Origin of the sequence: Streptomyces sp. NPDC046909 (assembly GCF_040644695.1) — a bacterium.
In the GTDB taxonomy this organism is placed as follows: domain Bacteria; phylum Actinomycetota; class Actinomycetes; order Streptomycetales; family Streptomycetaceae; genus Streptomyces.
The window spans coordinates 66,310-90,653 of the sequence record NZ_JBEYXC010000008.1; the positions used below are offsets into that span (position 1 = coordinate 66,310).

General features: G+C 68.7%; 14 protein-coding genes, 1 tRNA gene and 1 pseudogene. 7 read left to right on the forward strand and 9 right to left on the reverse strand.

Features of this window, described 5'->3' with window-relative positions:
• Positions 1-12 precede the first annotated feature (12 nt).
• The 6 genes from ABZ928_RS26170 (at position 13) to ABZ928_RS26195 (ending at position 7,045) form a co-directional block, all read left to right on the forward strand.
• Positions 13-1,011, forward strand: a complete 999-nt coding sequence (locus tag ABZ928_RS26170) for an ABC transporter ATP-binding protein (protein WP_361523578.1) — start codon at positions 13-15, stop codon at positions 1,009-1,011.
• A gap of 218 nt (positions 1,012-1,229) precedes the next feature.
• Positions 1,230-1,925 carry a FadR/GntR family transcriptional regulator gene (locus ABZ928_RS26175; RefSeq protein ID WP_361523581.1) on the forward strand — a complete coding sequence of 232 codons (696 nt, stop codon included), beginning with the start codon at positions 1,230-1,232 and terminating at the stop codon, positions 1,923-1,925.
• 161 nt (positions 1,926-2,086) lie between these two features.
• A complete protein-coding gene (locus ABZ928_RS26180; protein ID WP_361523584.1) occupies positions 2,087-3,445 on the forward strand; it encodes a four-carbon acid sugar kinase family protein in 1,359 nt (452 codons plus the stop codon).
• Positions 3,445-4,305, forward strand: coding sequence for a class II fructose-bisphosphate aldolase (locus ABZ928_RS26185; protein ID WP_361523587.1), 861 nt, complete (start codon positions 3,445-3,447; stop codon positions 4,303-4,305). Before ABZ928_RS26180 ends, ABZ928_RS26185 begins: the two co-directional genes overlap by 1 nt.
• A 281-nt stretch (positions 4,306-4,586) precedes the next feature.
• The gene (locus ABZ928_RS26190; RefSeq protein WP_361523589.1) at positions 4,587-5,561 is read left to right on the forward strand and encodes an NAD(P)-dependent oxidoreductase; all 975 of its coding nucleotides are present in this window, start codon (positions 4,587-4,589) and stop codon (positions 5,559-5,561) included.
• Entirely contained in the window at positions 5,558-7,045 is a 1,488-nt protein-coding gene (locus ABZ928_RS26195; protein WP_361523592.1) for an SLC13 family permease, read from the forward strand. The genes ABZ928_RS26190 and ABZ928_RS26195 overlap by 4 nt, the downstream gene beginning before the upstream one ends.
• Before the next feature lie 97 nt (positions 7,046-7,142).
• Here the strand turns inward: ABZ928_RS26195 and ABZ928_RS26200 are convergent, their stop codons facing one another.
• From ABZ928_RS26200 to ABZ928_RS26230, 7 genes are all read right to left on the reverse strand, one after another.
• Positions 7,143-7,811, reverse strand: coding sequence for a hypothetical protein (locus ABZ928_RS26200; protein WP_361523595.1), 669 nt, complete (start codon positions 7,809-7,811; stop codon positions 7,143-7,145).
• Positions 7,808-8,221 carry a thioesterase family protein gene (locus tag ABZ928_RS26205; protein ID WP_361523597.1) on the reverse strand — a complete coding sequence of 138 codons (414 nt, stop codon included), beginning with the start codon at positions 8,219-8,221 and terminating at the stop codon, positions 7,808-7,810. The genes ABZ928_RS26200 and ABZ928_RS26205 overlap by 4 nt, the downstream gene beginning before the upstream one ends.
• A 6-nt stretch (positions 8,222-8,227) precedes the next feature.
• Positions 8,228-9,892 carry an energy-dependent translational throttle protein EttA gene (gene ettA, locus ABZ928_RS26210; RefSeq protein WP_361523599.1) on the reverse strand — a complete coding sequence of 555 codons (1,665 nt, stop codon included), beginning with the start codon at positions 9,890-9,892 and terminating at the stop codon, positions 8,228-8,230.
• A gap of 156 nt (positions 9,893-10,048) precedes the next feature.
• Positions 10,049-11,464: a Cys-Gln thioester bond-forming surface protein gene (locus ABZ928_RS26215; protein WP_361523601.1), complete on the reverse strand. Its 1,416-nt coding sequence runs from the start codon at positions 11,462-11,464 to the stop codon at positions 10,049-10,051.
• Between the two features lie 263 nt (positions 11,465-11,727).
• Positions 11,728-12,216, reverse strand: a complete 489-nt coding sequence (locus tag ABZ928_RS26220) for a single-stranded DNA-binding protein (RefSeq protein WP_361523603.1) — start codon at positions 12,214-12,216, stop codon at positions 11,728-11,730.
• A 242-nt stretch (positions 12,217-12,458) separates the two neighbouring features.
• A complete protein-coding gene (locus tag ABZ928_RS26225) occupies positions 12,459-14,387 on the reverse strand; it encodes a YfjP family GTPase (protein ID WP_361523605.1) in 1,929 nt (642 codons plus the stop codon).
• A 3-nt stretch (positions 14,388-14,390) separates the two neighbouring features.
• Positions 14,391-15,998 (reverse strand): dynamin family protein, encoded by a 1,608-nt coding sequence (locus tag ABZ928_RS26230; RefSeq protein ID WP_361523608.1) that lies wholly within the window; start codon positions 15,996-15,998, stop codon positions 14,391-14,393.
• Positions 15,999-16,319: 321 nt separating this feature from the next.
• Here ABZ928_RS26230 and ABZ928_RS26235 point away from each other — a divergent pair.
• Positions 16,320-16,392, forward strand: a tRNA-Arg gene (locus tag ABZ928_RS26235).
• Positions 16,393-16,955: 563 nt separating this feature from the next.
• Here the strand turns inward: ABZ928_RS26235 and ABZ928_RS26240 are convergent.
• A pseudogene (locus ABZ928_RS26240) lies at positions 16,956-17,075 on the reverse strand (IS630 family transposase); the annotation flags it as partial.
• Positions 17,076-17,718: 643 nt separating this feature from the next.
• Positions 17,719-24,222 carry an RHS repeat-associated core domain-containing protein gene (locus ABZ928_RS26245; protein WP_361524656.1) on the reverse strand — a complete coding sequence of 2,168 codons (6,504 nt, stop codon included), beginning with the start codon at positions 24,220-24,222 and terminating at the stop codon, positions 17,719-17,721.
• Positions 24,223-24,344 lie beyond the last annotated feature (122 nt).

Consider the following 24,344-nt stretch of genomic DNA (forward strand, 5'->3'; position numbering starts at 1 on the left):
GAGGAGCCGCAAGTGACCACCAACCCCACCCTCGCAGACCTGACCACCCGAGCCACCACGGCCCGCAACACCCCCACCTACGGCCACGACGCCCTCATCACCTGCGACCGCCTCGTCCGCATCTTCACCACGGACGGCATAGAGGTCCAAGCCCTCCAAGGCCTCGACCTCCTCGTCCGCGAAGGCGAGCTCATGGCCCTGGTAGGCGCGTCCGGCAGCGGCAAATCCACCCTGATGAACATCCTCGCCGGCCTCGACACCCCCACCGCCGGCGCAGCCCGCGTCGCCACCCACGACCTCCTCACCATGACCCCGAAGGACCGCCTCGCCTACCGCCGCAAAACCGTCGGCTTCGTATGGCAGCAAACGGCCCGCAACCTCCTCCCCTACCTGACCGCCGCCCAGAACATCACCCTCCCGATGCAACTGGCGACGAAGTCCACGGCCGAAGCCCGCAAGCCCGGCACTGCCCGCAATGCCCGCAATGCCCGCAAGGAACAGTCCGAACGAGCCCTGGAACTCCTGGAGTTGCTGGACATAGCCGACTGCCGGGACCGCCACCCGAACGAAATGTCCGGCGGCCAGCAACAACGCGTCGCGATAGCCGTAGCCCTCGCCAACGCCCCCGCCGTCCTCCTCGCCGACGAACCCACCGGCGAACTCGACTCCCACACCGCGGAACAGATCTTCGCCGCGTTCCGCACCGCCAACGAACACCTCGGCACGACGATCGTCATCGTCACCCACGACCAGGCGGTGGCGAACGAGGTCCGCCGCACGGTCGCCATCAGAGACGGCCGCACCTCCACGGAGGTCCTCCGCCGCAGCGAGGTGGACGCGACGACGGGCCACGAAACAGTCGTCGCCCGCGAATACGCCATGCTCGACCGAGCCGGCCGCCTACAGCTCCCCGCCGAGTACACGGAGGCCCTGGGCATGCGCGACCGAGTGGCCCTGGAACTGGAGCCCGACCACATAGGCGTATGGCCGGACGACAGCGACCACACCTGATCACTCACTCACACCCGATCACACCCCGTAACCAAACAGAAATGCGGCAAGGGTATTGACGCACCCAAAACCCACTGCCATGGTTACCGACATCGAGACATCAGATGTCTGACGTCAGATACTCAAGACCCCAGACCGAGCCACCGCCGCCACCCCGTACGGTGACTCCCTGAACTACCCCACCCGCCGCACCCGCCCGCCCGCCCGGAGGCCCGAAGATGTCGCTCTCCGAAGACCTCGCCGAACGCCTGCTCAGCGAGATCATCGACGGCACCTACCCGCCGGACGCCACCCTCCCCCCGGAGGGCGAGCTCGCCGAACAGGCCGCCGTGAGCCGGCTGACCGTCCGCGAGGCGGTGAAGCAGCTGCGCGCACAGAACGTCGTACGAGTGGTCCGCGGCCGTGGCACCTACGTGAACCCCCCGGACCGCTGGACGGCCCTGGAGCCCGTGGTCCGCGCCGCGTCCCGCTCCGCCCACACCTCGCTCTCCCAGCAGCTGATCGAGGCCCGCCGCCTCATCGAGAACGGCGCCACCGAACTGGCCGCGCTCCGCCGCGACGAGACCCACCTCGCCGAGCTGCGCGAACACCTCGACACCATGCGCGAGGCCGCCGACGAGGCCGACACGGAGAAGTTCGTCCAGGCCGACATCGACTTCCACGCCACGGTCATGCGCGCCACCGGCAACCTCTTCGTCCCCCTCCTCTTCGAGCCCTTCGGCCCGCTCCTCGCCGAGGGCCGCCGGGAGACCTCCGCGGTCCCCCAGATCCGCGTCAACGCCATCGCCCACCACGAGACGGTCCTGGCGGCACTGGAGTCCGGCGACCCGGACAAGGCCCGGAGCGCGATGAACGCCCACATGAACCAGACGGCGAACGACTACCGCACCCACGTACTGAAGTCCGCCGAGTAAGCCCCCCGCTCGCCCCGGGATTCCCCTCCCCGGCCCACCTCACCCCACTCCACTCCACTCCACCCCACCCAGGATTGGCCATGTCCCTACCCCGTCACGCCCTCCCGGAGTCGGAAGTACTCCAAAATATCCCCGTAATCAGGGACATCACCCCAACCACCGTGGCCGCGAGCCTCACCAAGGCCCCCCGCCTCGCCGTCCTCGACGACGACCCCACCGGCACCCAGACCGTCAAGGACATCCCGGTCCTCACCACCTGGTCCGTGGCCGACCTCCGCTGGGCCCTGCGCCAGGACAGCCCCGCCTTCTTCGTCCTCACCAACACCCGCAGCCTCGCCCCGCAGGACGCGGCCACCCGCAACCGCGAGATCGTCCGCGCCCTGCACGAGGCCTCCGAGGCCGAGCAGATCCCGTACGTCATCGCCTCCCGCGGCGACTCCACCCTCCGCGGCCACTTCCCGCTCGAAACGGACGTCCTGGCCGAGGAGTTGACGGCCCTGGGCACACCGCCGGACGGAGTCGTCCTGGTCCCGGCGTACATCGAGGCCGGCCGTCTCACCGTCGACTCGACGCACTGGATGCGCACCCCGGACGGTCTTCTCCCGGTCGGCGAGAGCGAGTTCGCGAAGGACGCCACCTTCGGCTACACCTCCTCCGTCCTGCCCGACTGGGTCGAGGAGAAGACGAAGGGCCGGGTCCCGGCCGACAAGGTCGTCCGCATCACCCTCGACGACCTGCGCACCGGCGGCCCGGCCCATGTCACCGACCGGCTGCGCGGCCTCCGCGACGGCGCGGTCGCGGTCGTGGACGCGGTCCGCGACGAGGACCTGCGTGTCCTGGCGCTGGCCGCGGCGGAGGCGGAGGCGCGGGGCACCCGCCTCCTCTACCGGGTGGGCCCGTCCTTCGTCCGAGCCCGCGCGGCCCAGCCCGCACACCCCCCGCTGTCCGCCACCGAACTCGCCCCCCTGCGCGCCCCGTCCCCACACGGCCTGATCGTGGTCGGCTCCCACGTCTCCCTCACCACCCGCCAACTGAACCACCTGCGCGAAACCACCCCGGACCTGGCCGAGTTCGAACTGGACGTGACCCAACTCCTGGACCCTGCCCGCCGGGAGACCCACATCCAAGAGACGGCGACGGCAGCCGCCACCGCGATGGCCACGGCGGACACGGTCATCCGCACCACCCGCACGGTCGTCACCGCGGCGGACCCCGACGAAAGCCTCGCCATCTCCCGCAGCGTCTCCGCCGCCCTGGTCGAAACGGTCCGCCGGATCACGGCCACCCGCCGCCCCGCCTTCGTCATCGCCAAGGGCGGCATCACCTCCAGCGACACCGCCACCCACGGCCTGGAGATCCGCCGAGCCTGGGCGAGGGGCACCCTCCTCCCCGGCATCGTCTCCCTCTGGCAGCCCGTCGACGGCCCCGCCACCGGCATCCCCTACATCGTCTTCGCCGGCAACGTCGGCGACGACACCGCCCTCACCACCGCGGTCGCCCTCCTGAGGAGCGCCGCCTGATGCTGCTGACCGGCCCGGAAGGCCTGAAGTCCCTGACAGAGGCCTACGCATCACACAGCGCCATCCCCGGCTTCGTCGCCTACAACTTGGAGACGGTCCAGGCGATAGTCGCGGCAGCGGAGGCGCACCCCACCCACCCCGTCCTCCTCCAGGCAGGCTCCAGCCCCTTCAAGCACGCGGGCAGGGACCCACTGATGCGCCTGGCGCTGGACGCGGCGGCAACATCCTCAGCCTCCCTGGGCGTCCACCTCGACCACAGCCGCGACCTCGACGAAATCACCGCCTGCCTCAAGGCCGGCTACACCTCGATCATGGTCGACGGCTCCCACCTCCCCTTCGCCGACAACATCGCCCTCACCCGCGAGGCGGTACGCCGCGCCCGCGACCACGGAGCCTGGGTGGAGGCCGAGTTGGGCGCCCTCCCCGGCGACGAGGACATCTCGACGAACGCGACCACGACACCCACCGCGATGACCGACCCCGCCCAGGCGGCGGACTTCGTCGCACAGACCGACGTAGACGCCCTGGCGGTAGCGGTAGGCAACGTCCACGGCTTCACCACCACCCCGGTAACCCTGGACCTCCCCCGCCTGGCAAAGATCCACTCAACAGTCCCGATCCCCCTGGTCCTCCACGGCGCCAGCGGCCTCCCCACCCCCCAACTCCAGGGCGCCCTCACCAGAGGCGTAGCCAAAATCAACGTCAACGCAGAACTCCGCAGGGCCTACCTCCAGGCAGTCCAGTCCCAACTCCCCAACGCCCTACCGGGCTCAGACGTGGTGAGCATCTGGACAGCAGGCCGACAAGCGGTAACAGAGGCAGCGTCCCGAATCATCACCCAGCTGTCACAACAGCCGTAACAACGACCGCCAGCAGATCTCGCCCGAGTAGCTACGGGCAGGCGTGCCGCTAGAAGCGGCGCCCACCCAAACAGGCGACGCCACTCAACCCCGCGCCGTCTGCGGGCAGGCGTGCCGCTAGGGGCGGCACGGGTGGGCGCAGGCGCGCGGGCGAGCGCACCCACCCCCACCCCAGCCCCCACTCCGGCAACCCCACCGGAAACGGCACCCCAAAACAGCCCGCACCCCAAGTAACCCGCACCCCACCCAACCCAACGCCCCCCTCCCCAGAAGGACCCCTCATGACCCCCCGCCCCCGTCCCCGCACCGCCGTCCTCGGCCTGGGCGCCATGGGCCTCCCCATGGCCACCCGCCTGGCCACTCAACTCCCCGTAACCGCATACGACATCTCGGAGTCCCGCCTCGCCCAGCTCGCCGCAGCGAACGGCACCCCCGCCCCCACCCCCGCCGAAGCCACCCGCGAAGCCGACGTCGTCCTCCTCGCAGTCCGCGACCAACACCAAGTAGAGGAAGCCCTCTTCGGCCCGAACGGCGCCACAGAAACCCTCCGCCCCGACACCACCGTCATCCTCACCAGCACAGTCGGCCCGGAAGCCGCCCGCACCACCGCCACCCGCCTCGCAGAGCACGGCATCCGCACAGTCGACGCCCCCGTCAGCGGCGGCCCCACCCGAGCCGGCAACGGCGACCTGCTCATCGTCGTGGGCGCGGACGACAAGGCCCTGACCCAGGCCCGCCCCGTCCTGGACCTGCTCGCCTCCACCCTCACCGTCGTAGGCGAGAACCCCGGCGACGGCCAGTCCCTCAAGGCGATCAACCAGCTCCTCGCAGGAGTCCACATCGCCGCCGCCGCAGAAGCGATCGCCCTCGCCCGAGCCCTGGGCCTGGACCCCGCGACCGTCGTCGAAAGCCTCCGCCACGGAGCCGCGGGTTCCTTCATGTTCGCGGACCGAGGCCCCCGCATGGTCGAGACGTACGCCGACGACACCACCCCCGAGGTGAAGTCCCGTCTGGACATCTTCGTGAAGGACATGGGCATCGTCACCGGCATCGCGAGGGACGCCCACGTCCCCGTCCCCCTCGCCTCGGCCGCCCAGCAGCTCTACCTGCTCGGCGAGGCGGCAGGCCTCTCCGCGGAGGACGACTCATCAGTGGTCACGATCCTCTCCCCAAGGAAGACCCCCACCACTACCCCCACGGCCCCCACCACCCCCACCGCTCCCAACTCCCCATCCCAGAAGGCCGGTTCACGATGAGCCACACCACCCTCCTCCTGATAGCCGCCGCAGGCGTGGCAACCCTCCTGCTCCTCATCCTCCGCGCCAAGGTGCAACCCTTCGTCGCCCTGGTCGTCGTCTCCATCGGCGTCGCCCTCGCCGCAGGCGTCCCCGCCGCCGACCTGGTGAAGACGATCGAGGAGGGCATGGGCGGCACCCTCGGCCACATCGCCACGATCATCGCCCTGGGCGCGATGATCGGCCGGATCATCGAACTCTCCGGCGGCGCGGCCGCGTTCGCGCACTCCCTCATCGACCGCTTCGGCTCCCGGCGCACGCCCCTCGCCCTCACCGTCGCCGGTTTCGTCCTCGGCATCCCGGTCTTCTTCGAGGTCGGCCTGATCATCCTGATGCCGATCGCGTACGGCGTCGCCCGTGCCTCCCGCAAGCCGCTCCTGGTCTACGCCCTCCCGATGGGCGCGGCGATGCTCACGGTCCACGCCTTCCTGCCCCCGCACCCCGGCGCGGTCGCCGTCACCCAGGCCATCGGCGCCGACCAGGGCCTGGTCCTGCTGCTCGGCATCCCGGTCACCGCGGTGGTCGTGCTGCTCGGCTACCTGGTCTCCCGCCGGATGACCCGCCGCGAGTACCCGATGGACCCGGCGGTGCACGCGGAGGTCTACGGCGAGCAGCCCGACCCCACCACCGACGGCGGTGTCGGCTCAACTCCCGCCGCAACCAAGGCGGATGACGGCCACGGCACCGCCGTACTCACCAAGCCCGCACCGACGACGACCACCACGGACCCGGCCCCGTCCCTGGCCTCGTCCCCGGACCCGTCCCACCCCGCCGCCCCCTCCTTCGGCATGGTCCTCGCCCTGATCGTCACCCCGATCCTGCTGATCCTCGCCGGTACTCTCGGCCAGAACATCCTCGCCGAGGGCTCCACGTTCCGCGCGGTCCTCACGGTCCTCGGCGCCCCGATGGTCGCCCTGCTCATCGACGTGGCGCTGTGCGCGTACCTCCTCGGCGCCCGCCGCGGCTGGGACCGCACGCACATCGCGAACGTGATGGGCTCGGCCCTGCCCTCCGTGGCGATGGTGATCCTGGTGGCGGGCGCCGGCGGTGTCTTCGGCAAGGTGCTGGTGGCGAGCGGCATCGGCGACGCGATCGCGGACGTCCTGGACAGGACCGGTCTCCCGGCGCTCGTGCTGGCGTTCCTCACCGCGCTCGCCCTGCGCGCCGCCCAGGGCTCCACGACCGTCGCGCTGATCACGACGGCGGGCATCCTGACCCCGCTCCTCCAGCGCGCCGACCTGTCGACGCCCCAACTCTCCCTGGTCGCCCTGGCGATGGGCGCGGGCGGCCTGGCCGTCTCGCACATCAACGACGCCGGCTACTGGATGTTCACCAAGCTGGCCGGCCTGGACGTGGCGAGCGGCCTGCGCACCTGGACGGTCCTGACGACCACGATGGGCGTCATCGGCTTCGCCCTGACGGCCGCACTGTGGCCGCTGGTGTAAAGCCCGCCGGTGTAAGGCCCGCTGATGTTAGACCTCTGAAGCAAAGGCCTCTGAAGCAAAGGTTTTGAAGCAAAGGCCTCTGAAGTGATCCACGGCCTCAGCGCACGCTGAGCCCGAAGTCCCCAAGTCCCGCACGCCGTACGGCGATCGACCCGTACGGCGTGCGCAGCCGCAGCCACGCCCCGGACGAGAACAACGCCGGTTCCTCGGCTCCCCGCAGGAACCCCAGCGACTGGGCGGCATGCACGGCCCGTACGGGCAGCTGCGTGTCGCCCACGCTCCGGGACCAGATCTCCCGCCCGATCCGGTCGAGTTCGGCACGGGTACGCCCTTCAGGCGCCAACTCCCCGGTACGGGCCCGGAATTCGGCGACGCCCGCACCCACCATCGTCCGCAGCGCGTCCGCCGCGGGCAACCCGGGCACGGCCCGCCAGCCACCGCGAGGCGGCAGCACCCCGGCCCAGGGCGGCCCGGTGACGGCCTCCGGTACGACGGCGGTGGCCGCCGCCTCGTCCACGGACTCCAGCAACTCCCCCGCGGACACGGTCACATCGAGGGTGGCGTCCAGCCCGTTCTCGTACGGCTTCGCCAGCCGCGCCGCGCGGATCGCCAGTACCTCGAAGGACGGCGGCCGTCCGAAGACGGCGAGCGCGGTGCCGGCCGCCTGCAACCGCACGGCGGCCGCGCGGTCGTAGTGGATCAGCCGGGAGAGGAAGGCCGCGAGATCCGCCGCCTCCCCCTCGTCGGCGAGGTGGAGCACCGTCATGCGGCGACGGCCTCCTCCTCGTCGTCATCCCGGTATCCCTCCAGGAACTCCCGTTCGTCGGAGGTGATCCGCCGTGGCCGCTGCGTCTCGAAGTCGAACGGCACTATGACCGTCGAGGCGCGCACGTACACCAGGTCGTCGTCCTTCACCTCGTACGCGATGGTGAAGGACGCGGCCCTTATCTCGGTGACCCACAGCTCGATGTCCACCGGCGTGTGCCGGTGCACGAGCTGCCGCTTGTAGTCGATCTCATGGCGCGCCACCACGGACCCCTGCTTGAAGTCCTTCTCCGGGCGGAACAGGAAGTCGATACGGGCTTCCTCCAGGTAGCGGAGGAAGACCACGTTGTTGACGTGGCCGTACGCGTCCATGTCCGCCCAGCGCAGCGGGCAGTGGTAGATGTGCCGCAAGATCGATCAGCCCCGGGTCAGCTTCTTGTAGGTGGCGCGGTGCGGACGAGCGGCCTCGGCACCCAGCCGCTCGATCTTGTTCTTCTCGTACGACTCGAAGTTGCCCTCGAACCAGAACCACTTGGACTCACCCTCGTAGGCGAGGATGTGCGTGGCCACTCGGTCCAGGAACCACCGGTCGTGGGAGACGACCACGGCCGCACCCGGGAACTCCAGGAGCGCGTTCTCCAGGCTGCTGAGGGTCTCGACGTCAAGGTCGTTGGTCGGCTCGTCGAGGAGCAGCAGGTTGCCGCCCTGCTTGAGGGTGAGCGCGAGGTTGAGGCGGTTGCGCTCACCACCGGAGAGCACCCCGGCCGGCTTCTGCTGGTCGGGACCCTTGAACCCGAAGGCCGAGACATACGCCCGGGAGGGCATCTCGACCTGACCCACGTTGATGTAGTCGAGCTCATCACTCACGACGGCCCAAAGGGTCTTCTTCGGGTCGATGTTGGCGCGGCTCTGGTCGACGTACGAGATCTTGACGGTCTCGCCGACCTTGATGGACCCGGAGTCGGGCGTCTCAAGCCCCTGGATCATCTTGAAGAGCGTGGTCTTGCCGGCACCGTTGGGGCCGATGACGCCCACGATGCCGTTACGCGGCAGCGTGAACGAGAGATCGTCGATCAGCACCTTGTCGCCGAAGGCCTTGGAGAGGTTGTTGACCTCGACGACGATGGAGCCCAGTCGCGGGCCCGGCGGGATCTGGATCTCCTCGAAGTCCAGCTTCCGCATCTTGTCGGCCTCGGCGGCCATCTCCTCGTACCGCGCGAGACGGGCCTTGGACTTGGCCTGCCGCCCCTTGGCGTTGGAGCGGACCCACTCGAGTTCTTCCTTCAGACGCTTCGCACGCTTGGCGTCCTTCTGGCCCTCGACCTTGAGGCGGGAGGCCTTGTTGTCGAGGTACGTGGAGTAGTTGCCCTCGTAGGGGATGGCCCGGCCGCGGTCGAGCTCCAGGATCCACTGGGCGACGTTGTCGAGGAAGTACCGGTCGTGGGTGACGGCGACGACGGTGCCGGGGTACTTCGCGAGGTGCTGCTCCAGCCACTGCACGGACTCGGCGTCCAGGTGGTTGGTGGGCTCGTCGAGCAGCAGCAGGTCGGGTGCCTCGAGCAGCAGCTTGCACAGCGCGACGCGGCGGCGCTCACCACCGGAGAGGTTGGTGACGGCCCAGTCGCCGGGCGGGCAGCCCAGCGCGTCCATGGCCTGCTCCAGCTGGGTGTCCAGGTCCCACGCGTTGGCGTGGTCCAGGTCCTCCTGCAACTTGCCCATCTCTTCGAGCAGCGCGTCGGAGTAGTCGGTCGCCATCAGCTCGGCGACCTCATTGAAGCGCTTGAGCTTGCCCATGATCTCGGCGGCGCCGTCCTGCACGTTCTCCAGAACGGTCTTGGACTCGTCGAGCGGCGGCTCCTGAAGCAGCATCCCGACGCTGTAGCCCGGCGACAGGAACGCATCCCCGTTCGACGGCTGCTCAAGCCCCGCCATGATCTTCAGAACGGTGGACTTACCGGCACCGTTCGGCCCGACCACACCGATCTTCGCGCCGGGCAGGAAGCTCAGCGTCACGTCGTCAAGGATCACCTTGTCGCCGTGTGCTTTACGCGTCTTGCGCATGGTGTAGATGTACTCAGCCAAGAGAAACCGTCCGGCAGCTTGAGATCTGGCAGTGGGCAGATACACCCCATCTTGCCGTACGTCCATCCCCGGACGGAAACCGATACCGTCAGGCCCCTCGCCCGGCCACTCCACCCGGTGACGACCCCGTCACACAGGGTCGTACGGCCGTGCCGCTCAGCCCTGTGCGGGTGTCTTCTTCTTGCGCACCAGCAGCAGTGCCGTCGCGCCGATCACCACGAACCCGATCCCGACGCCGACGACCGTCGGCGTCGCGCCGGAGCCGCCCGTCTCGGCCAGGTTGGTGCCCGCCGTGGCGCCGCCGACCGTGGCCGGGCTGGGTTCGCTCAGGGTCTGGGTGGCGTCGCCGGTCTCCGCGCCCTGGGTCTGGCAGTCGAGGACGCCGGTGAAGCGCTTCGCGAGGCCGCCAGGGCCGGTGATCGTGAAGTCGTACGCCTGGTCCTCCTGGAGCGGGATCGTGACCGTGCGCGACTCGCCCGCCGGGATGCTGTGCTCGATGCCCATCAGCTCGAAGGTGAAGGGCGCGTCGCCCTCGTTGGCCGCGGTGATGTCGACGCCGTTCTCGGCGCAGTTCTTCGCCGCGGACAGCGCGGGTATCGCGCCCTGGTCGGCCCAGGTCGCGCTCGCCGTCGCCGAGACCGTCGACTCGCTGGAGCCGGCCAGGATCTGGGTCTGGCTCCGGCTCTCGGAGGTGAACGCGCGGCCCACCGGCACGGTCGTGGAGGCCTGCACGGTCAGCTCGGCCGAGCCGGCCGCCGCCTTCGCGGGCACGTCGAAGAAGAGCTCGCTGCCGTTGTGCGCGGCGGTGAGGACCTTGCCGTCCTTGCCCACGATCCGCACCCCGCTGGTGACGGCGTCCGCCGGCGGGGTCACCGTCACGGCGTCCGCGTTGGTGCGCACCGTCACGGGCCCGAGCAGTCCGCCGGGGCGCCCGGAGACCGCGGCGCCGTCGAGGGTGAGCGAGGCCGCGGGTTCCGCCAGCTCGCGGGCGCTGCGCTGGAGGTAGTCGGCGAGCTTCTCGGCCTGCGGGTCGAGGGCGTCGACGGCCGCGTCGTCCGAGTAGCGCCAGATGGCCACCTGCGTGCCGGCCGCCGCGTCCTCCTCGGTGAGCCCGCCCTTGACGCCGGCCTCGGCGGCGAGCGTCGCGAGGTCGTTCACCTGCGGGTAGGAGTTCTGGAGGATCCAGCGGATCTTGCCGGCGTTCTTGTTGGCGCCCAGCGAGGTGCCGCTCCACGGTGTCTCGTGGTACTTGGCGTCCCGCTGTGTGGGGTTGTGGAGGTCGACGCAGTACGTCTGGAGGGTGCCGCCGCCGTCGACGGACATCTCGAACAGGCCCGCCGAGACCTCCAGGTCCCCGGAGTCGTCGTGTATGACGGCCGTGCCGTAGGTCTTCAGCCCGCCTATGGTGGCGGTCGCCCCGCCCTGGCTCTGCGCCGTGCCGTCAGCGGCGGCGGCAGCCGTCCCGGTACCGGCCGCCGTCAGCACACCGGCCGCGACGATCCCGGTGACCAGCGTCGCGGCGGCACCGCGGACCGTCCCTCGCCCGCACGCGGACAACAACGCAGAAAACACAGAATTCCCCTTCGCGCAGGACCCGTTGATGTGGGGGAACGGTCCCACCAGCAGAATCAGCAGCCCCGAGAGCTATGCCCGGCATCCTAGGTATGTGCTCGCACCACGGTTCCCGGTGATGCGGTCGGGCGGCCGATCCGACTCGGAATCGTTATCGCCAAGATCGCTTACGACCAGGGCTTATCGACAAATCCACCGGGGTCGTTCGGCGCGCATTCGCCGATAAGCCGCACTTCGGTCGGCCGCCGTGAGGTCAGCTGCCGTCACGTCACCGCGACGGGCTCCCGGTCCTGTTGCTCCGCCGCCTCGCCGACGGGCGTCTCCCAGTTCGGCTCGGTCTGCGAAGATCCGTGCGGCGACGGTTCGTGCTGCGTCGCCGCTCCGACCGCCTCCGGTTTCCGCCCGCGCCGGAACAACGACACCCCCCGCGCCATGTCGTGGCCGATCGCCACCGCGTCGATGTCCGCCGAGGTCCAGGTCTGCCCCTCGCGCACCTCCGTGCGGACCTTCAACCGGCCCTGGACGATGACGGGTTCACCCACCGACAGCGAGTCCCCCGCGTTGGCGGCGAGCTGCCGACTGGCCCACACCGTGAAGAAGTTGGTGTGCCCGTCCCGCCACTCGCTCTTCTCCCGATCCAGATAACGCGAGGTCACCGCCAGCCGGAACCGCACCGACGGACCGTTCTGCGTCTCCCGGCACACCGGCTGTGTCGCCACGTTCCCGACCACGCCGATGATCGTCTCGTTCATCTCGAACCCCTCCCGCGTACGCCGACGGGCCCGTCCCGTACGGCTGCGTCTGCTCCGCCGACCGCGTCCTGCGCGATCGCCGCGAAGCCAGACTGCCGCCGCCGGCCCGAGCCCGCCGAGCGCTGTGGACCAGGGATGTGCCTGTGGAAAACTCCGTCACCCGAACGAGCGACGCCCACCCCGAGAAGCCCCGGAGCCCCACCAAAAGGGCAGGTCACCGCACCCCACTCCCCACCCCCCGGTCACCGCACCCCGGCCTCCACCCCCAACACCCTCCCGTACTGCTCCCGAACCTCCCGGTACCGCAGCAGCTCCGCCGCCACCGGATCCAGCACCCGGGCCCGCCCGCACCCGGCCGCCGCCTCACGGAGCCGCCGTTCCGCCTCCATGCCGTACCGCCGGGCGGGCCCGCGTGCCGCGATCCGACAGCTCCACTCGACGAGCGGTCCGCCGATGATCCCGGCCACCATCAGCAGCACCGGCACCCCGAGGTTCGGCGCCATGAACCCGACGATCTGCCCCACCAGCCACAGCCCGCCCACGACTTGAAGCAGCGTCATGGACGCCTGCGCGAGCACGGCCGCCGGCCACCACCCCGGCCGCGGCGGGCGCCCCGGCGGCAGTCCCGCGCGCGCGGCGAGGTCGTCCAGCGCCTCGGGCAGCCCCTGCGAGCCGCGCGCGGCCGCCTCCCGCACCGCCAGGGCCCACGGCGCCGGGAGTCCGGTCGAGGCCCGTTCCGCCACCGTCCGCACCGCCTGCTCGACGCGCTGCCGCGCGGTGGCCTCCTCGTCGGCCTGGGAGCGCAACGGGAGCCGTCCGGTGGGCGGTTCGAGCCGGTCCTGGTACCAGCGCCACAGCCGCAGCCACGGCGTCCCGCACGCGCGGTTGGCGTTGCGCAGCCACGCCCGCTCGGCCGCCTCGCCCGCCGCCGTCGCCCCGACCGCGTCGGCGAGCCGTACGGCGAACTCGTCCCGCGCCTCCTCGCTCAGCCCGGTCCGCCGCCCGGTCGCGTACACGGGCCGCAGCCGCCACGCGGCGGCGTCCACATCGGCCGAGATCCGCCGCGCGGGCGCCCCGCGCTCGGTCACGAACTGCCCGAGCGCTTCACGCAGTTCACCGAGACCATCGCCCGTGAGCGCGGACAGCGCGAGCACGGTCGCGCCCGGTTCGCCGTACTCGCCGAGCGCGATCCCGTCCTCGTCGAGCAGCCGCCGCAGATCGTCGAGGACCTGCTCGGTGGCCTCGCCGGGCAGCCGGTCGATCTGGTTGAGGACGACGAACATGACCTCCGCGTGCCCGGCCATGGGCCGCAGATACCGCTCGTGCAGCACGGCATCGGCGTACTTCTCCGGGTCGACGACCCAGATCACCGCGTCCACGAGATCGAGAACACGATCCACCTGCTCCCGATGCTGCACGGCCGCCGAATCATGATCCGGCAGATCCACCAGCACAAGCCCCCGCAGCAACGCCTCCGACTCGGCGCTCTGCAAGGGCCGCCGCCGCAGCCGGGGCGGAATCCCGAGCCGCTCGATGAGATTCGCCGCCCCGTCGCTCCAACTGCACGCGATGGGCGCGGCGGTGGTGGGACGCCGTACGCCCGTCTCCGAGATGGTCACCCCGGCCAGCGCGTTGAACAGCTGCGACTTCCCGCTCCCCGTGGCCCCCGCGATGGCGACGACGGTGTGCTGCCCCGACAGCCTGCGCCGCGCGGCGGCCTCGTCGAGCACCCGCCCCGCCTCGGCGAGGGTCCGGCTGTCGAGCCGCGTCCGCGACAGCCCCACGAGCTCGCGCAGCGCGTCGAGCCGGGACCTGAGCGGTCCGTCGTACGCCAGAGGGGCCGCGATCTGCGCGGCGGCGCCCCGCGTCTCCACGACGGCGACGGGCTCCGCCACGGCGGTCTCGCTGACCCGCCGCGCGATCAGCCCGTCGTCCCAGGAGCCCGAGGAGTCGGTACGGTCCTCCGCGCGCCCTGAGGCGTCGAAGTCCTCCACGCGCGCGTGCCCGTCCCCCCGCTCCTCGGCCTCGCCGTCCGCGGACCCCCTGGCGTCCCCGGCTTCCACGCCCTCGTCCTCGTCCGGCATGCCGTGCTGGTCCTCGTCCTGGTCTTCGTCCTCGCAGACGATGTCCTCGGCGTGATCGGTCTGGTCCTCGTCAGTGACGGCGGTCACCGGTCACCTCTCCTTCTGCAGTACGGACAGCGCGGCGATGAGTTCGGCCTGCGGCTCCGGGTGTACGCCGAGGGCGTCGAGCGGGGCGAGCCGGCGCTCCCGTTCGGTGTGCACGACCCGGTCCAGGTGCTCGGTGAGCAGCCGTCCGCCCCGGTCGCGCAGCCTGAGCGCGCCGTGCGCCCCGATCCGCTCGGCGAGCCCCTCGCCCGCGGAGCGCGCCCTGCGGCCGCCGAGCAGGGCGGTGGCGACGAGCGCGGCGATCACCTCGGGATCGGGCGCGACCCCGCGGTCGAGGTCGCGCACCTCTTCCTCGGCGTACTCCTCCAGCTCGCGCCGCCACCGTCGTACGGCCATCCCGATCCGGTGTTCCGCGCTCTCCAGCGTCGGGTCGGGGCCGGCCAGTTCGGGGGCACCGGCGGCCGGTTCGCGCCGCCAGGCCTCGTCGACGCGCTCGTCGGCGGCGCCGACGGCACACAGCAGGAGCGCGGCGAGGCTCTCCACGAGCGCGTCGAGGAGTTCCGCGGCGGAGCAGTCGAGCGGGAACGCCCGCCACCGCTTGAGGGCGTCCCCGGCGAGCACGGCACCGGCCTGGAGCCGTCCCCGTACGCGCGCGTGCTCGCTGTCGTACGCCCCTTCGACGGCGGCGGTGAGCCGCAGCGCGGCCGCGTACTGGGCGGCGGCGGCGCTGGCCAGTTCGGGCATCCGGGTCTTGAGCGAGTTCAGGACGCCGTGCGCGGTACGGCCCAGGGTGTGCTGCCGGGCGGCCGGGTCCTGCGCCTGGTGGACGAGCCAGGTCCTGAGCGGCGCGACGGCGGTGGCGGGGAGCAGTCCGCCGCCCCACGCCGACTCGGGGAGTTCGGGCACGGTGAATCGCGGTACGTCGCCGAGTCCGGCCTTGGTGAGCAGCGCCCCGTACTGGCGGGAGACCTCGGAGACGACCTGGTGCGGCACCCGGTCGAGGACGGTCACGAGGGTGGCGTCGTACTCCTTGGCGGTGCGCAGGAGGTGCCAGGGCACGGCGTCGGCGTACCGCGCGGCGGTGGTGACCATGACCCAGATGTCGGCGGCGCAGATGAGTTCGGCGGCCAGGGTGCGGTTGTCGGCGACGAGGGAGTCGATGTCGGGTGCGTCGAGGAGGGCGAGGCCGGGCGGGAGGGTGTCGGCGGTCTCGACGCGCAGCACGCGCGCGGGGTCCTCGCCGGGCAGCAGCATGTCGTCGCCCGGCTCCTGGTGCGGAACCCACACGCGCGTGAGGTCGGGCAGGACGCGCATCCCGCTGAACCAGTGATGGTCCTCCGGGTGGCACACGAGAACGGGGGTCCGCGTGGTCGGCCGCAGCACACCGGCCTCGCTGACCCTCCTCCCCACAAGGGAGTTGACGAGGGTCGACTTCCCGGCGCCGGTGGAGCCGCCCACAACGGCCAGGAGGGGCGCTTCGGGTTCCCTCAACCGGGGCACCAAGTAGTCGTCGAGTTGGGCGAGCAGTTCGTCGCGGTTGGCACGCGCGCGTGGAGCCCCGGCAAGGGGCAGCGGGAAGCGTGCGGCGGCGACACGGTCGCGCAGGGCGGAGAGTGCGTCGAGCAGCTGAGGCCGTACGTCCAAGGTCACCACATGCGAAGAATGCCCAATTTTAGGGGATTTCTGAAGCATATAAGCACGTCTGCGCGCCGACGGAACACAAGGGATGGAAGGGACGACTGGGGCAACGGCACAGTCCAGGCATAACGAGTGCACAACACCCGGGGCGTGAGACGCCAAAAGCGATGCACGATTCGTACCTGCCTGCGATTATCAGGACCGCTTCACCGAACCTCCACATTGAGCCACGGAGGCGAAGCAACAGGGACAAGGATCCAAGAGCCCTATCCTTGTCCCCGGCAACGTCACGGATCAGCCCACACCCGGGCACCAGGTACGAGGCCACCACACCCGGCCCCCGTAGCTCAGTGGATAGAGCAGGCGCCTTCTAAGCGCTTGGCCGCAGGTTCGAGTCCTGCCGGGGGCGCACCGCTACACTCCGCGTTTTCGCAGGCCAGACGGGCCAAACGGCCTTCCGATGGCACTTCCAATGGCAGCATGCTGCGTATCGGCCCGGGCAGGACCAACATGGCTCTGCCGGGCATCACCCCAGGTAGATGTGGACTTCAAGCCCTCTCCACGTCCCGCAGGTTCGTGCCGGAGGGGGTGAACTGCAGCAAGCATCTGTCACCCTCCGTGCCGGGTCGGCCTCGACGATCCGCCTCACCTTCCAGACGTGCACGTGGGAAGGCATCCGAGAGCACACCCGTCATCGCCTACTTCGACGAGATGGAATCCCACTTCCGCACCTGCGGCTCCGGCGGCGGCTCGGACGTGGAGAACACCATCGTCCCCCAGCTGCTCGGGTACGTTCCCGCAATTGCGACGGAGCGTTCCAAAGGACGCGGCGGGCGAAAGCCTGGTACCTCCAACGCGGGATTGCCGAACTTTCGGCCGCACTGCAGCGTTTGTCACTCTCCTGATGGCTCGCTTCTGGCCACAGGAAGTGTGCGCGGCTTGCCCCAAGGCCCCCTCACTGCGTCTTCTCGTCATCGAGAGCACGACCGCCCCACCGGGCGGAGCGAGGTAGAGCCCGACCGCGTCGGCGACTTTCTCTGCGGCCGCGGAGTCCTTGGAAATCTTGAAGGTGCCGCTGCGATGCGGTTTGAGCTGCTCCTCGTGCCAGATCCGCGCGATGTAGTGTCAGGACACGGTGACGTCCTCGGTCCGCTTCAGGTACTTCGCCAGTTCGCGCGTCGACCAGTGCGAAAGCCCGGTGCCGGCCGGCGGTGTCACCAACGAGACACGCAAGATCACGAGACACTAGCCCCTCCGTTTCGGATCAAGTGAATCCAGCACAGCACCAGCCGCACAAATGCGGTGCCTCTGAGCAGCATTTACAAGAGTCGCCGGATAGCCGCCTCCAGTTGGCGAACATCGCTATCGTCAGACCACCCCCTCTCCCTGCATGCTTCAAGTACTAGTCGACACACACCAGCCACTCCAGAAGACAATTCCTCGCCGTCCACCTGACAAACCGGAAACCCAGGAGCACCCCGAGGGACCAATTTCACATGCCGCCCAGCCGGAAGCATTTCGATCGAGAAAGGGCCATCAAAGAACATCACTTCCCCCTTCCTGCCAGAAAGGGCGCCAGCCACTTCGTGCGCCAGTGCCACCAAGTAGGGGACAGCCATGTCATTCCACCCCGGGTGAGGGAATCCTCGATTCTCCACTTCATGCCACACATTCCCCCAAATGGCACCGGATTGTGCCCGCTCCAGCGAATCAATCTCTACGATGGTACGGAACACTACTTACCTCCGATCGGATAGGCCGTTTCAACCATCCCAGTTTCCTTATTGAACCAAAATTCAATAGTCATGCCACCACTCATGCCTCTCATCTTGTAGCGCTCACCCTGCACCTTCACGGGGGTTCCGGCGTTCCGATAAGCCTGCCTAACTGCGCTCTCAATCTTCTCGGGAGTCATATTGTCGGCAAACTTGTCCTTATACTTAACGCCGCCGTTCTGCTCCACTTGCCGAACACTCTGCTGATAGGTCTTACCTCCCGCTGTATGCCGGTCAAGAATGTGGACCATGTCAATACTAACCTTCTTCCAGGAGGGGAATCCGATGGGCCTTGTCCGAGTATTGGACGGCCTGTGGGCAAAGATAGCAGCCAGTAGGCTGGGGACCTGGTAAGCATCCCCTTCCGGCTGGAATCCATGCTCTGCAGCCCATGCATCGAACTTCTCTCCGTAGTCACACCCGGAAGTGCCTGCACCGCCATTTCGGCAATCACTATCTACCGGCCAAGCGAAATACTCTGCCAGGTACGGAGCGTTTGAGATGATGCCCAGAATTGTGTTTGCGAAGAAATTAGATCCCCCGCTTTCCGGGCCAGTCATCCCCCCACCAGCGTTCTGCTCGGTGTCGCTGGGCCCTGCCACGACTCCAGTACCCGAATCAGTCGTACTATTCGTTTCCCCAGAACTGTCTGTCTGAGACGTACCGCTGTTGTAGCTCAGCCCTTGTTCTTCGTACTGCTCGTTGGCTGACTTCTTCGCCTTACCCGGCGTGTGCCCCGGAGTAGTGTTCTCGTGCCCAGGCGACGGTCGAGTGGGGCAGTCCGGGTCATTGCACAGACCCGTCGGATCAGAGCTCGTGACCGGAGTGTTGTCCGCGTAGGAGTAGCCATTGAGGGACTGTGGCGCGTCCGGGACGAGCAACGGGTCGACGCTGATGAACTGGCCGATGGCCGGGTCGTATTCGCGGGCACCGATATGGGTCAGGCCCGTTGAGGCATCGGCAGGCTTGCCGAGGAAGGACTTGTCGTCGGGCCAGTTGGTGGCCTTGGTGCCGCGTGAGGCGCCGAAGGGCGTTGTGTAGCGCTTGGTGACCGCGTACGTGCTGGAGTCCAGGGCGATGCTGGACGTGCCGTGGTGGTCGGCGGCCAGGAAGCTGAGCTTGGTGCCTGAGGTGCCGGAGACCGCGGTGCGTACGGCGATGGTCTGGCCGCTCGCCGAGTAGTACCGCGTGCCCGACAGGGTCTTCGTCGTGCCCTTGACCGTCAGGCGGACCTCTGTGCCGCCGAGGTAGAGGACCGTGTCGCCGTCTCCGGATGCGCGGCGGATGAGGAGTTCGCCGCCGGCGTCGTAGAGGTAGCTGGTTTCCTTTGTGCTCTCGGTGGTCTTGGCCAGCTTGCCTTCGGTGTTCCAGGCCAGTGTCTGCTTGGCTGTCGGGCCGGGGCGCGTGACGGTGTTGCCGGCTGCGTCGTAGGTGTAGCTGCCGGCGACTGCGCCAGTGGTCTTGTCCAGGGTGTGCGGCTTGGTGTCGGCGGTGGTGTCGTCGTACGTGTACGTGGTCGTGCTGTCGGTCGAAGCCGCGTGCTTGGTCTCCGTCTTGCGCTGGCCCCCGCCTGTGTACGTGTACGTGGTCCAGTAGGGCGCGGCGCCGTCGAGGTTGGCGGTGGTGCGGCCGGTCGTTGCGCAGTCGGCTGTCTTGGGGGTCCAGGACTCGGTCAGGCGGCTGTAGCCGTCGTAGGTGAAGCACTGGTAGTCGGCCTTCGCGGTGCCGCCCTGTGTTGAGCCGTCGAAGATCGACTTGACGTTGCCGGCGTCGTCTTGGGTGAACTTCAGCTCCTGCGGCATGTAGCTGTGTACGTCGTCGGTGACGAAGGAGTGGGTCAGTCGGCGGGTACCGGGTTCGTACTCCCAGTTGAGATAGGCCTTCTTTGCCGAGTCGCCGCCCTGAACGCCCAGCTGGAGCTGGGTGAGGTCGCCCTCCGGCGAGAACGAAGCTCCCTGGAGGTAGCCGGTGGTGCCCTTGGAGGTGAGCTGCTGGCCGGTGGCGTTGTAGGTGTAGGAGACGGTCTCGGAGGCGAGGCCGGCGACGGCGGGCTGGGAGGCCTGGCTGATGGTGCCGTCCAGGCGGTAGCCGGTGGTGAAGGTGAGCGTCTTAGGTACGCCCGCCTCGCGAAGCGAGTCGCTGTCGGGCAGGGTCAGCTGGCTGCCCGTGACCTGGTAGAGGTTGTCGTAGGCCGTGATTTCCTGCGTGTAGGCCTTGCCCGTGGTGGTCGCCCCGCCGTCGTAGCGGACCGCGGTGTCCTGCTGCCCCTTGGCGAGCTTGTCAAAGGTCCAGGCGGCGAGCTTGTTGCCGTCCGACTTGTCGACCTGCCACATATCGGTTTTACGGCCGAGGTCGTCGTATGCATACAGGAGTTTCTGTGTGACGTCCTTGTTCGGGGTGGTGCTGATGATCTGGTCGAGGCTGTTGTACTCGGTGGCAGCGCTGCCCTTGTCCGGATCGGTTGCGGTTACCTGGCGTCCGAACAGGTCATAGGCGTAAGACCATTTGGCCTTGTCGGGGCCGGTGATGGTCTCCTGCGCACCCGCCGGCGTGTAGGTGAAGCCGGTCGTGGTGTAGTCGGTCCCGGTCGGCTTCGGGTTTGCGTACTCACGGCGTTCGGTCACCTGCCCAAGGGCGTTGGTGACGGTGGCGGTTGCCTGGCCGCCGTTCGGCGCGCTGGTCGATGTGATGTCTCCGGTGTAGGTGGTGTCGGTGCTCCAGCGCGTGACGCCGTTGGTCTTCGTCACCACCTTGGTGGCACGGCCTGCACCATCATATGTGGTGTCGGTCTGGATCCGGGCCTGGGCGCCTTCGGTCTGCACCGGGCTGCCGGAGGGTTCCGAGGTGTTGTCCCAGATGTCTCCCTGGGCGCTGACGGCGAGCCCGCGGTCGTCGTACATGGTCAGGGACACCAGTCGCCCGCCGATGGGCGTCGGGGTTTGTGCCTGGCGAACGCGCAGCAGCGAGTCGTAGAACTCGTAACTGGTGGTGTAGCCGGAACCGTCGCCCTTGAGGGTACTCGTGGAGACCCAGGACATGGCCGAGCTGACGACGTTGTAGGCATAGACGTGGTTCGGTGTCTTGCCCAGCGCCTTGGACCGATTCGGCAACCACACCTTGGTCAGTCGGCCGAGGCTGTCGTACTCGCTCTCGGTGATCTTGCTGTTGGGGTCGGTGGTCTTGAGCGCTGCACCGGTGGCGAAGTCCACCATGGTGGTGGTGGCGTACGTTTTGGCGTTGCTGACCTTGGTCGAGGTGAGCGGTCCGGTCTCTGTCGGCACGTACGTGGTGGCGGCGACCGTCAGGTCGTTGGTGTCCTTGACCGCCGTAGCTCGGCCGAGCGTGTCGTAGTCGGTCGTGGCGATCTTCTGCCAGCTGGGTACGAAGTCGGCACCGTAGCTCTTGGCCCGGCCCGTCCACTGGGCCTCCCCCTTGGTCGGGGTCTGTGTGCTTGTGTAGGTCTTGGAGTCGTAGGCGGTTGCCGTGTCCGAGATGACATCGCCGGAGCGAGTGGAATCGGACGGCAGATCCAGGTCTGCGTTGGCGGTGGCGCAGGTTCTGGCGACGACCCGCACACGGGAGATCAGCGAGTTGATGCCGACGGTGTCGTTGCGGGCGTAGTCGTTACGGGTGCACTTCTCGTCGCCGTCGACGGCGTCATCACCACGGTCCTCGACTGTGTAGGCCATGCCGTAGGAGTCGTACGTGGTGGCGATGGTACGGACACGGTCGCGGGGGGCGACACCGCTGGTGATGTTCGTGCGCGTATGGGTAGCCCCGGTGCGGACGTAGTACGCCTCGGTGTCGGCGTACGACTTGTGCTGGGTTGCCGTCTTGCGTGACCACGGATCGTTGATCGTGCCGGTGACCTCGGTCGCGCCGTTATAGGTGACCGTTTCACGGGCGAAACCGGCGTACTGGTCGGGGTCCGCGATCTTGGCGGCCTTGATGCCCGTGACCTCCGCGGTCCTGCGAGCGTCAGCAGCGGGGGCCTTCCCGTCGGCGCCCAGGACACGGTCACCGTTCATGCCGCGTAGGTAGACGGTCACGGTCTTGAGCTGGGTGCTGTCGCTGTCACCGGTGAGATGGGTGACCTTGCCGAAACCTCGCCAGATGGACCAGGTGCGTTCCTTGGCGGGGGTCATCGGATCGTCGTTGTAGTGCCAGGCACCGCCGCCGGAATACTGGTAAGTGTGCTGGACGGCCTCTGAGCCGCCACGGGCGTCGGTGGTGGACACCGAGCCGACTGGATACTTTTGGAACCAGTCGAGGATCGGGGTTTCCTCGCCGTTGGGCGACCAGTAGACGGGGTAACAGCGCTTGGTGTTCTCATCGACCTTGGGCATGGTCTGCCCGGCCACGCAGTCCGCTTCTTGGTAGGAGACGATCGTTTGCGCCCCGGTCTCAGACGTGACGGTCCGCAGCCGTGGCCGGTCCAGCGAAAGGATGTCGTCTGCCGCGCCGTCGACCCGGTTGGGCAGGAACACGTGCGTGAACTTCACCGGGTCCAGGGCGAGGTCGGTGCCGCGCTTGCCGGTGTGCTTGATCTCGTCCAGCCACAGTGACTGGTCCGCTGAGTCCCCGGTGTCGCCCGGGTCGAGGTACTGCTGCTTGAGACTGTAGGCATCCACCGGCTCAAATGCCGGAGTAGTGGCTGCGGCATTCCACGCGTAGGTGGTGATGGTGGTCAGGCGCTTGCGGGTGAAGAACGACGGGCCGACGTTGCCGGTGCATTTGTCTCCGTCCTTGCACACCGCGTCGAACGGCACATCCGGCCAGTTGTCTCGGGTGTCCTCGGTCAGCGAGTCGCAGCCCGTGCCGGACGCCGTGCAGCGCTCCGAGTAGGAGAGGACGACCTTGTCGGACGCAGCCGGGGAGCCCGAGAAGAGGGTGCCCTTGCGCTGGCCGTAGCGGATCTCCTTCAGGTAGCCGCCTCGGACGTACTCGCTGCCTGTGGTGTCGTCCCCGAGCTTGTCGTAGTTGTTGAGTTCGGCCGTGTACCAGTACGACATGGCGTTGCCGTGGGTGTCCTCGACGTAGTCGAGATTCCACCGCCAGGCCTGCTTCTTGTCGCGGGCGGAGAAGGAGGAGCCGCTGCCGTAGCCGGGCTCACCGGTGTCGTCACCGAAGACCGGTGCGGTCCATACCGAGTTGGTGCGGTCGCCGGCGGCTGCCCCCTCGAGTTTGTTCAGTCCGAAGACATACTTCGTGCCGTCGCCGGTTGTGACGGTCCAGTACTCGCCCTTGCCGTCGATGTTGTCGTCGCCGTCGTCACCGTTGTCGGCCCCGGTGGAGTGCGTGACCGTGGAGGCGTCGTCGTTCTTCAGCCGCCACTTCCCGCTGGTGTCGTCCTTGACCAGCTCGGTCGCCTTGCCGTTCAGCACCAGCGAGGCGTTCTCGTACTTCCAGCACAGGTCGAACTTGTCGTCCTGGCCGTCGTCATCGCAGGAGCCGTACTTGCGCTCGACGTAGGACGACGTCAGGTCGAAGCCCTCGCCGATCTGGCTGCCCTGGTTGTTCGTCGTGGCGGTGCGTCCGTCGATGCTGCCGGAGTCGTACGAGATGGACAGGTCCGGCGTGGGACCGGCTGCGGCCGGCGGTACCCGGACCGGGTACGACCAGGTGAAGCTGCCTGAAGAGCCTCCGGCCTCCCATGTGGAGGAGGCGGACAGCGGGGTGGCCTTGAAGTCGCCGCCGCCGGACTGCGTACCCGCGGCCAGGGCGAGCACCATAGGCTGCGGTGCAGCGGTGGAGGAGGCGGCGAATGTCAGTGTCGACGAAAGCGTCGCAGCACTGCGGTCGTTGGCAGACCGGAGTGTCTTGGGGGTCCGGCACTCGCCCTCGTCGGCGTCGTCGAGCAAGCATGCGGGGAACTGCAGTAGTTGCAGACGGCCTGCCCAGTCGGCTCCGTAGGCAGAGGAGAAGGCGGAGTAGTCGATGCCCAGGCGGGCCTTTGCTCCGCTCTTGGGACCCGTGACGGTCAGAGCCACACCCCTGATACCGAGCTTGCGAGTGGTGCTCTGGTCAAGCACCCTCACTGTGACCTTGCCTGTGGTGTCCGAGCGTTTCTTGCCCTTGTCGGGCGGAAGCGACAAGAGCGTGAGAGGCAGGTCCCCCGGTCTGGCCTTGGCTGCCTTAGCTGCCGACAGGGCCAGCGTCGCCTCTCCGCCAGCGGGCCAGACCACCTCACGCTGCTGGGCTTCTCGAGCCCGTTTCACCGCCGCGAGATCAGCAGCGGCGGACCGGGCCACGATCGCGGCGTTCTTCCTGTTCGTCTTCACCGTCCAGGGCGAGACCTTGGCCGGGCGCGGAGACTTCAGGCGGGGCTCGCCGAGTGGATCGCTGTCCGCCGCGAAGGCGACCGGGGTGAGGAGACCGGGCACCAAGGCCAGGGCGGTCGCTGAGGCGATCCGACGTATCCAGGCTGGTCCGCCGTGTGCACTACGGCGGCCCGATCGCGGCATGCGGAAGGCAAGCTTGTTCATCACACGTCTCCTCGCGTGTGCCCCAGCACGGTGGCCGGGGCACACGTCATCAAGGTCCCGAAGAAGGCTGCTGGTCAAAGAGCGGCGTGGCGACCGCCGCG

What these genes read in the sequence shown, in the direction of transcription:
- ABZ928_RS26175 (WP_361523581.1), top strand. Translation starts at nt 1,230, where the DNA reads ATGTCGCTCTCCGAAGACCTCGCCGAACGCCTGCTCAGCGAGATCATC.
- ABZ928_RS26185 (WP_361523587.1), top strand. Translation starts at nt 3,445, where the DNA reads ATGCTGCTGACCGGCCCGGAAGGCCTGAAGTCCCTGACAGAGGCCTAC.
- ABZ928_RS26190 (WP_361523589.1), top strand. Translation starts at nt 4,587, where the DNA reads ATGACCCCCCGCCCCCGTCCCCGCACCGCCGTCCTCGGCCTGGGCGCC.
- ABZ928_RS26195 (WP_361523592.1), top strand. Translation starts at nt 5,558, where the DNA reads ATGAGCCACACCACCCTCCTCCTGATAGCCGCCGCAGGCGTGGCAACC.
- ABZ928_RS26200 (WP_361523595.1), bottom strand. Translation starts at nt 7,811, where the DNA reads ATGACGGTGCTCCACCTCGCCGACGAGGGGGAGGCGGCGGATCTCGCG.
- ABZ928_RS26220 (WP_361523603.1), bottom strand. Translation starts at nt 12,216, where the DNA reads ATGAACGAGACGATCATCGGCGTGGTCGGGAACGTGGCGACACAGCCG.
- ABZ928_RS26245 (WP_361524656.1), bottom strand. Translation starts at nt 24,222, where the DNA reads ATGCCGCGATCGGGCCGCCGTAGTGCACACGGCGGACCAGCCTGGATA.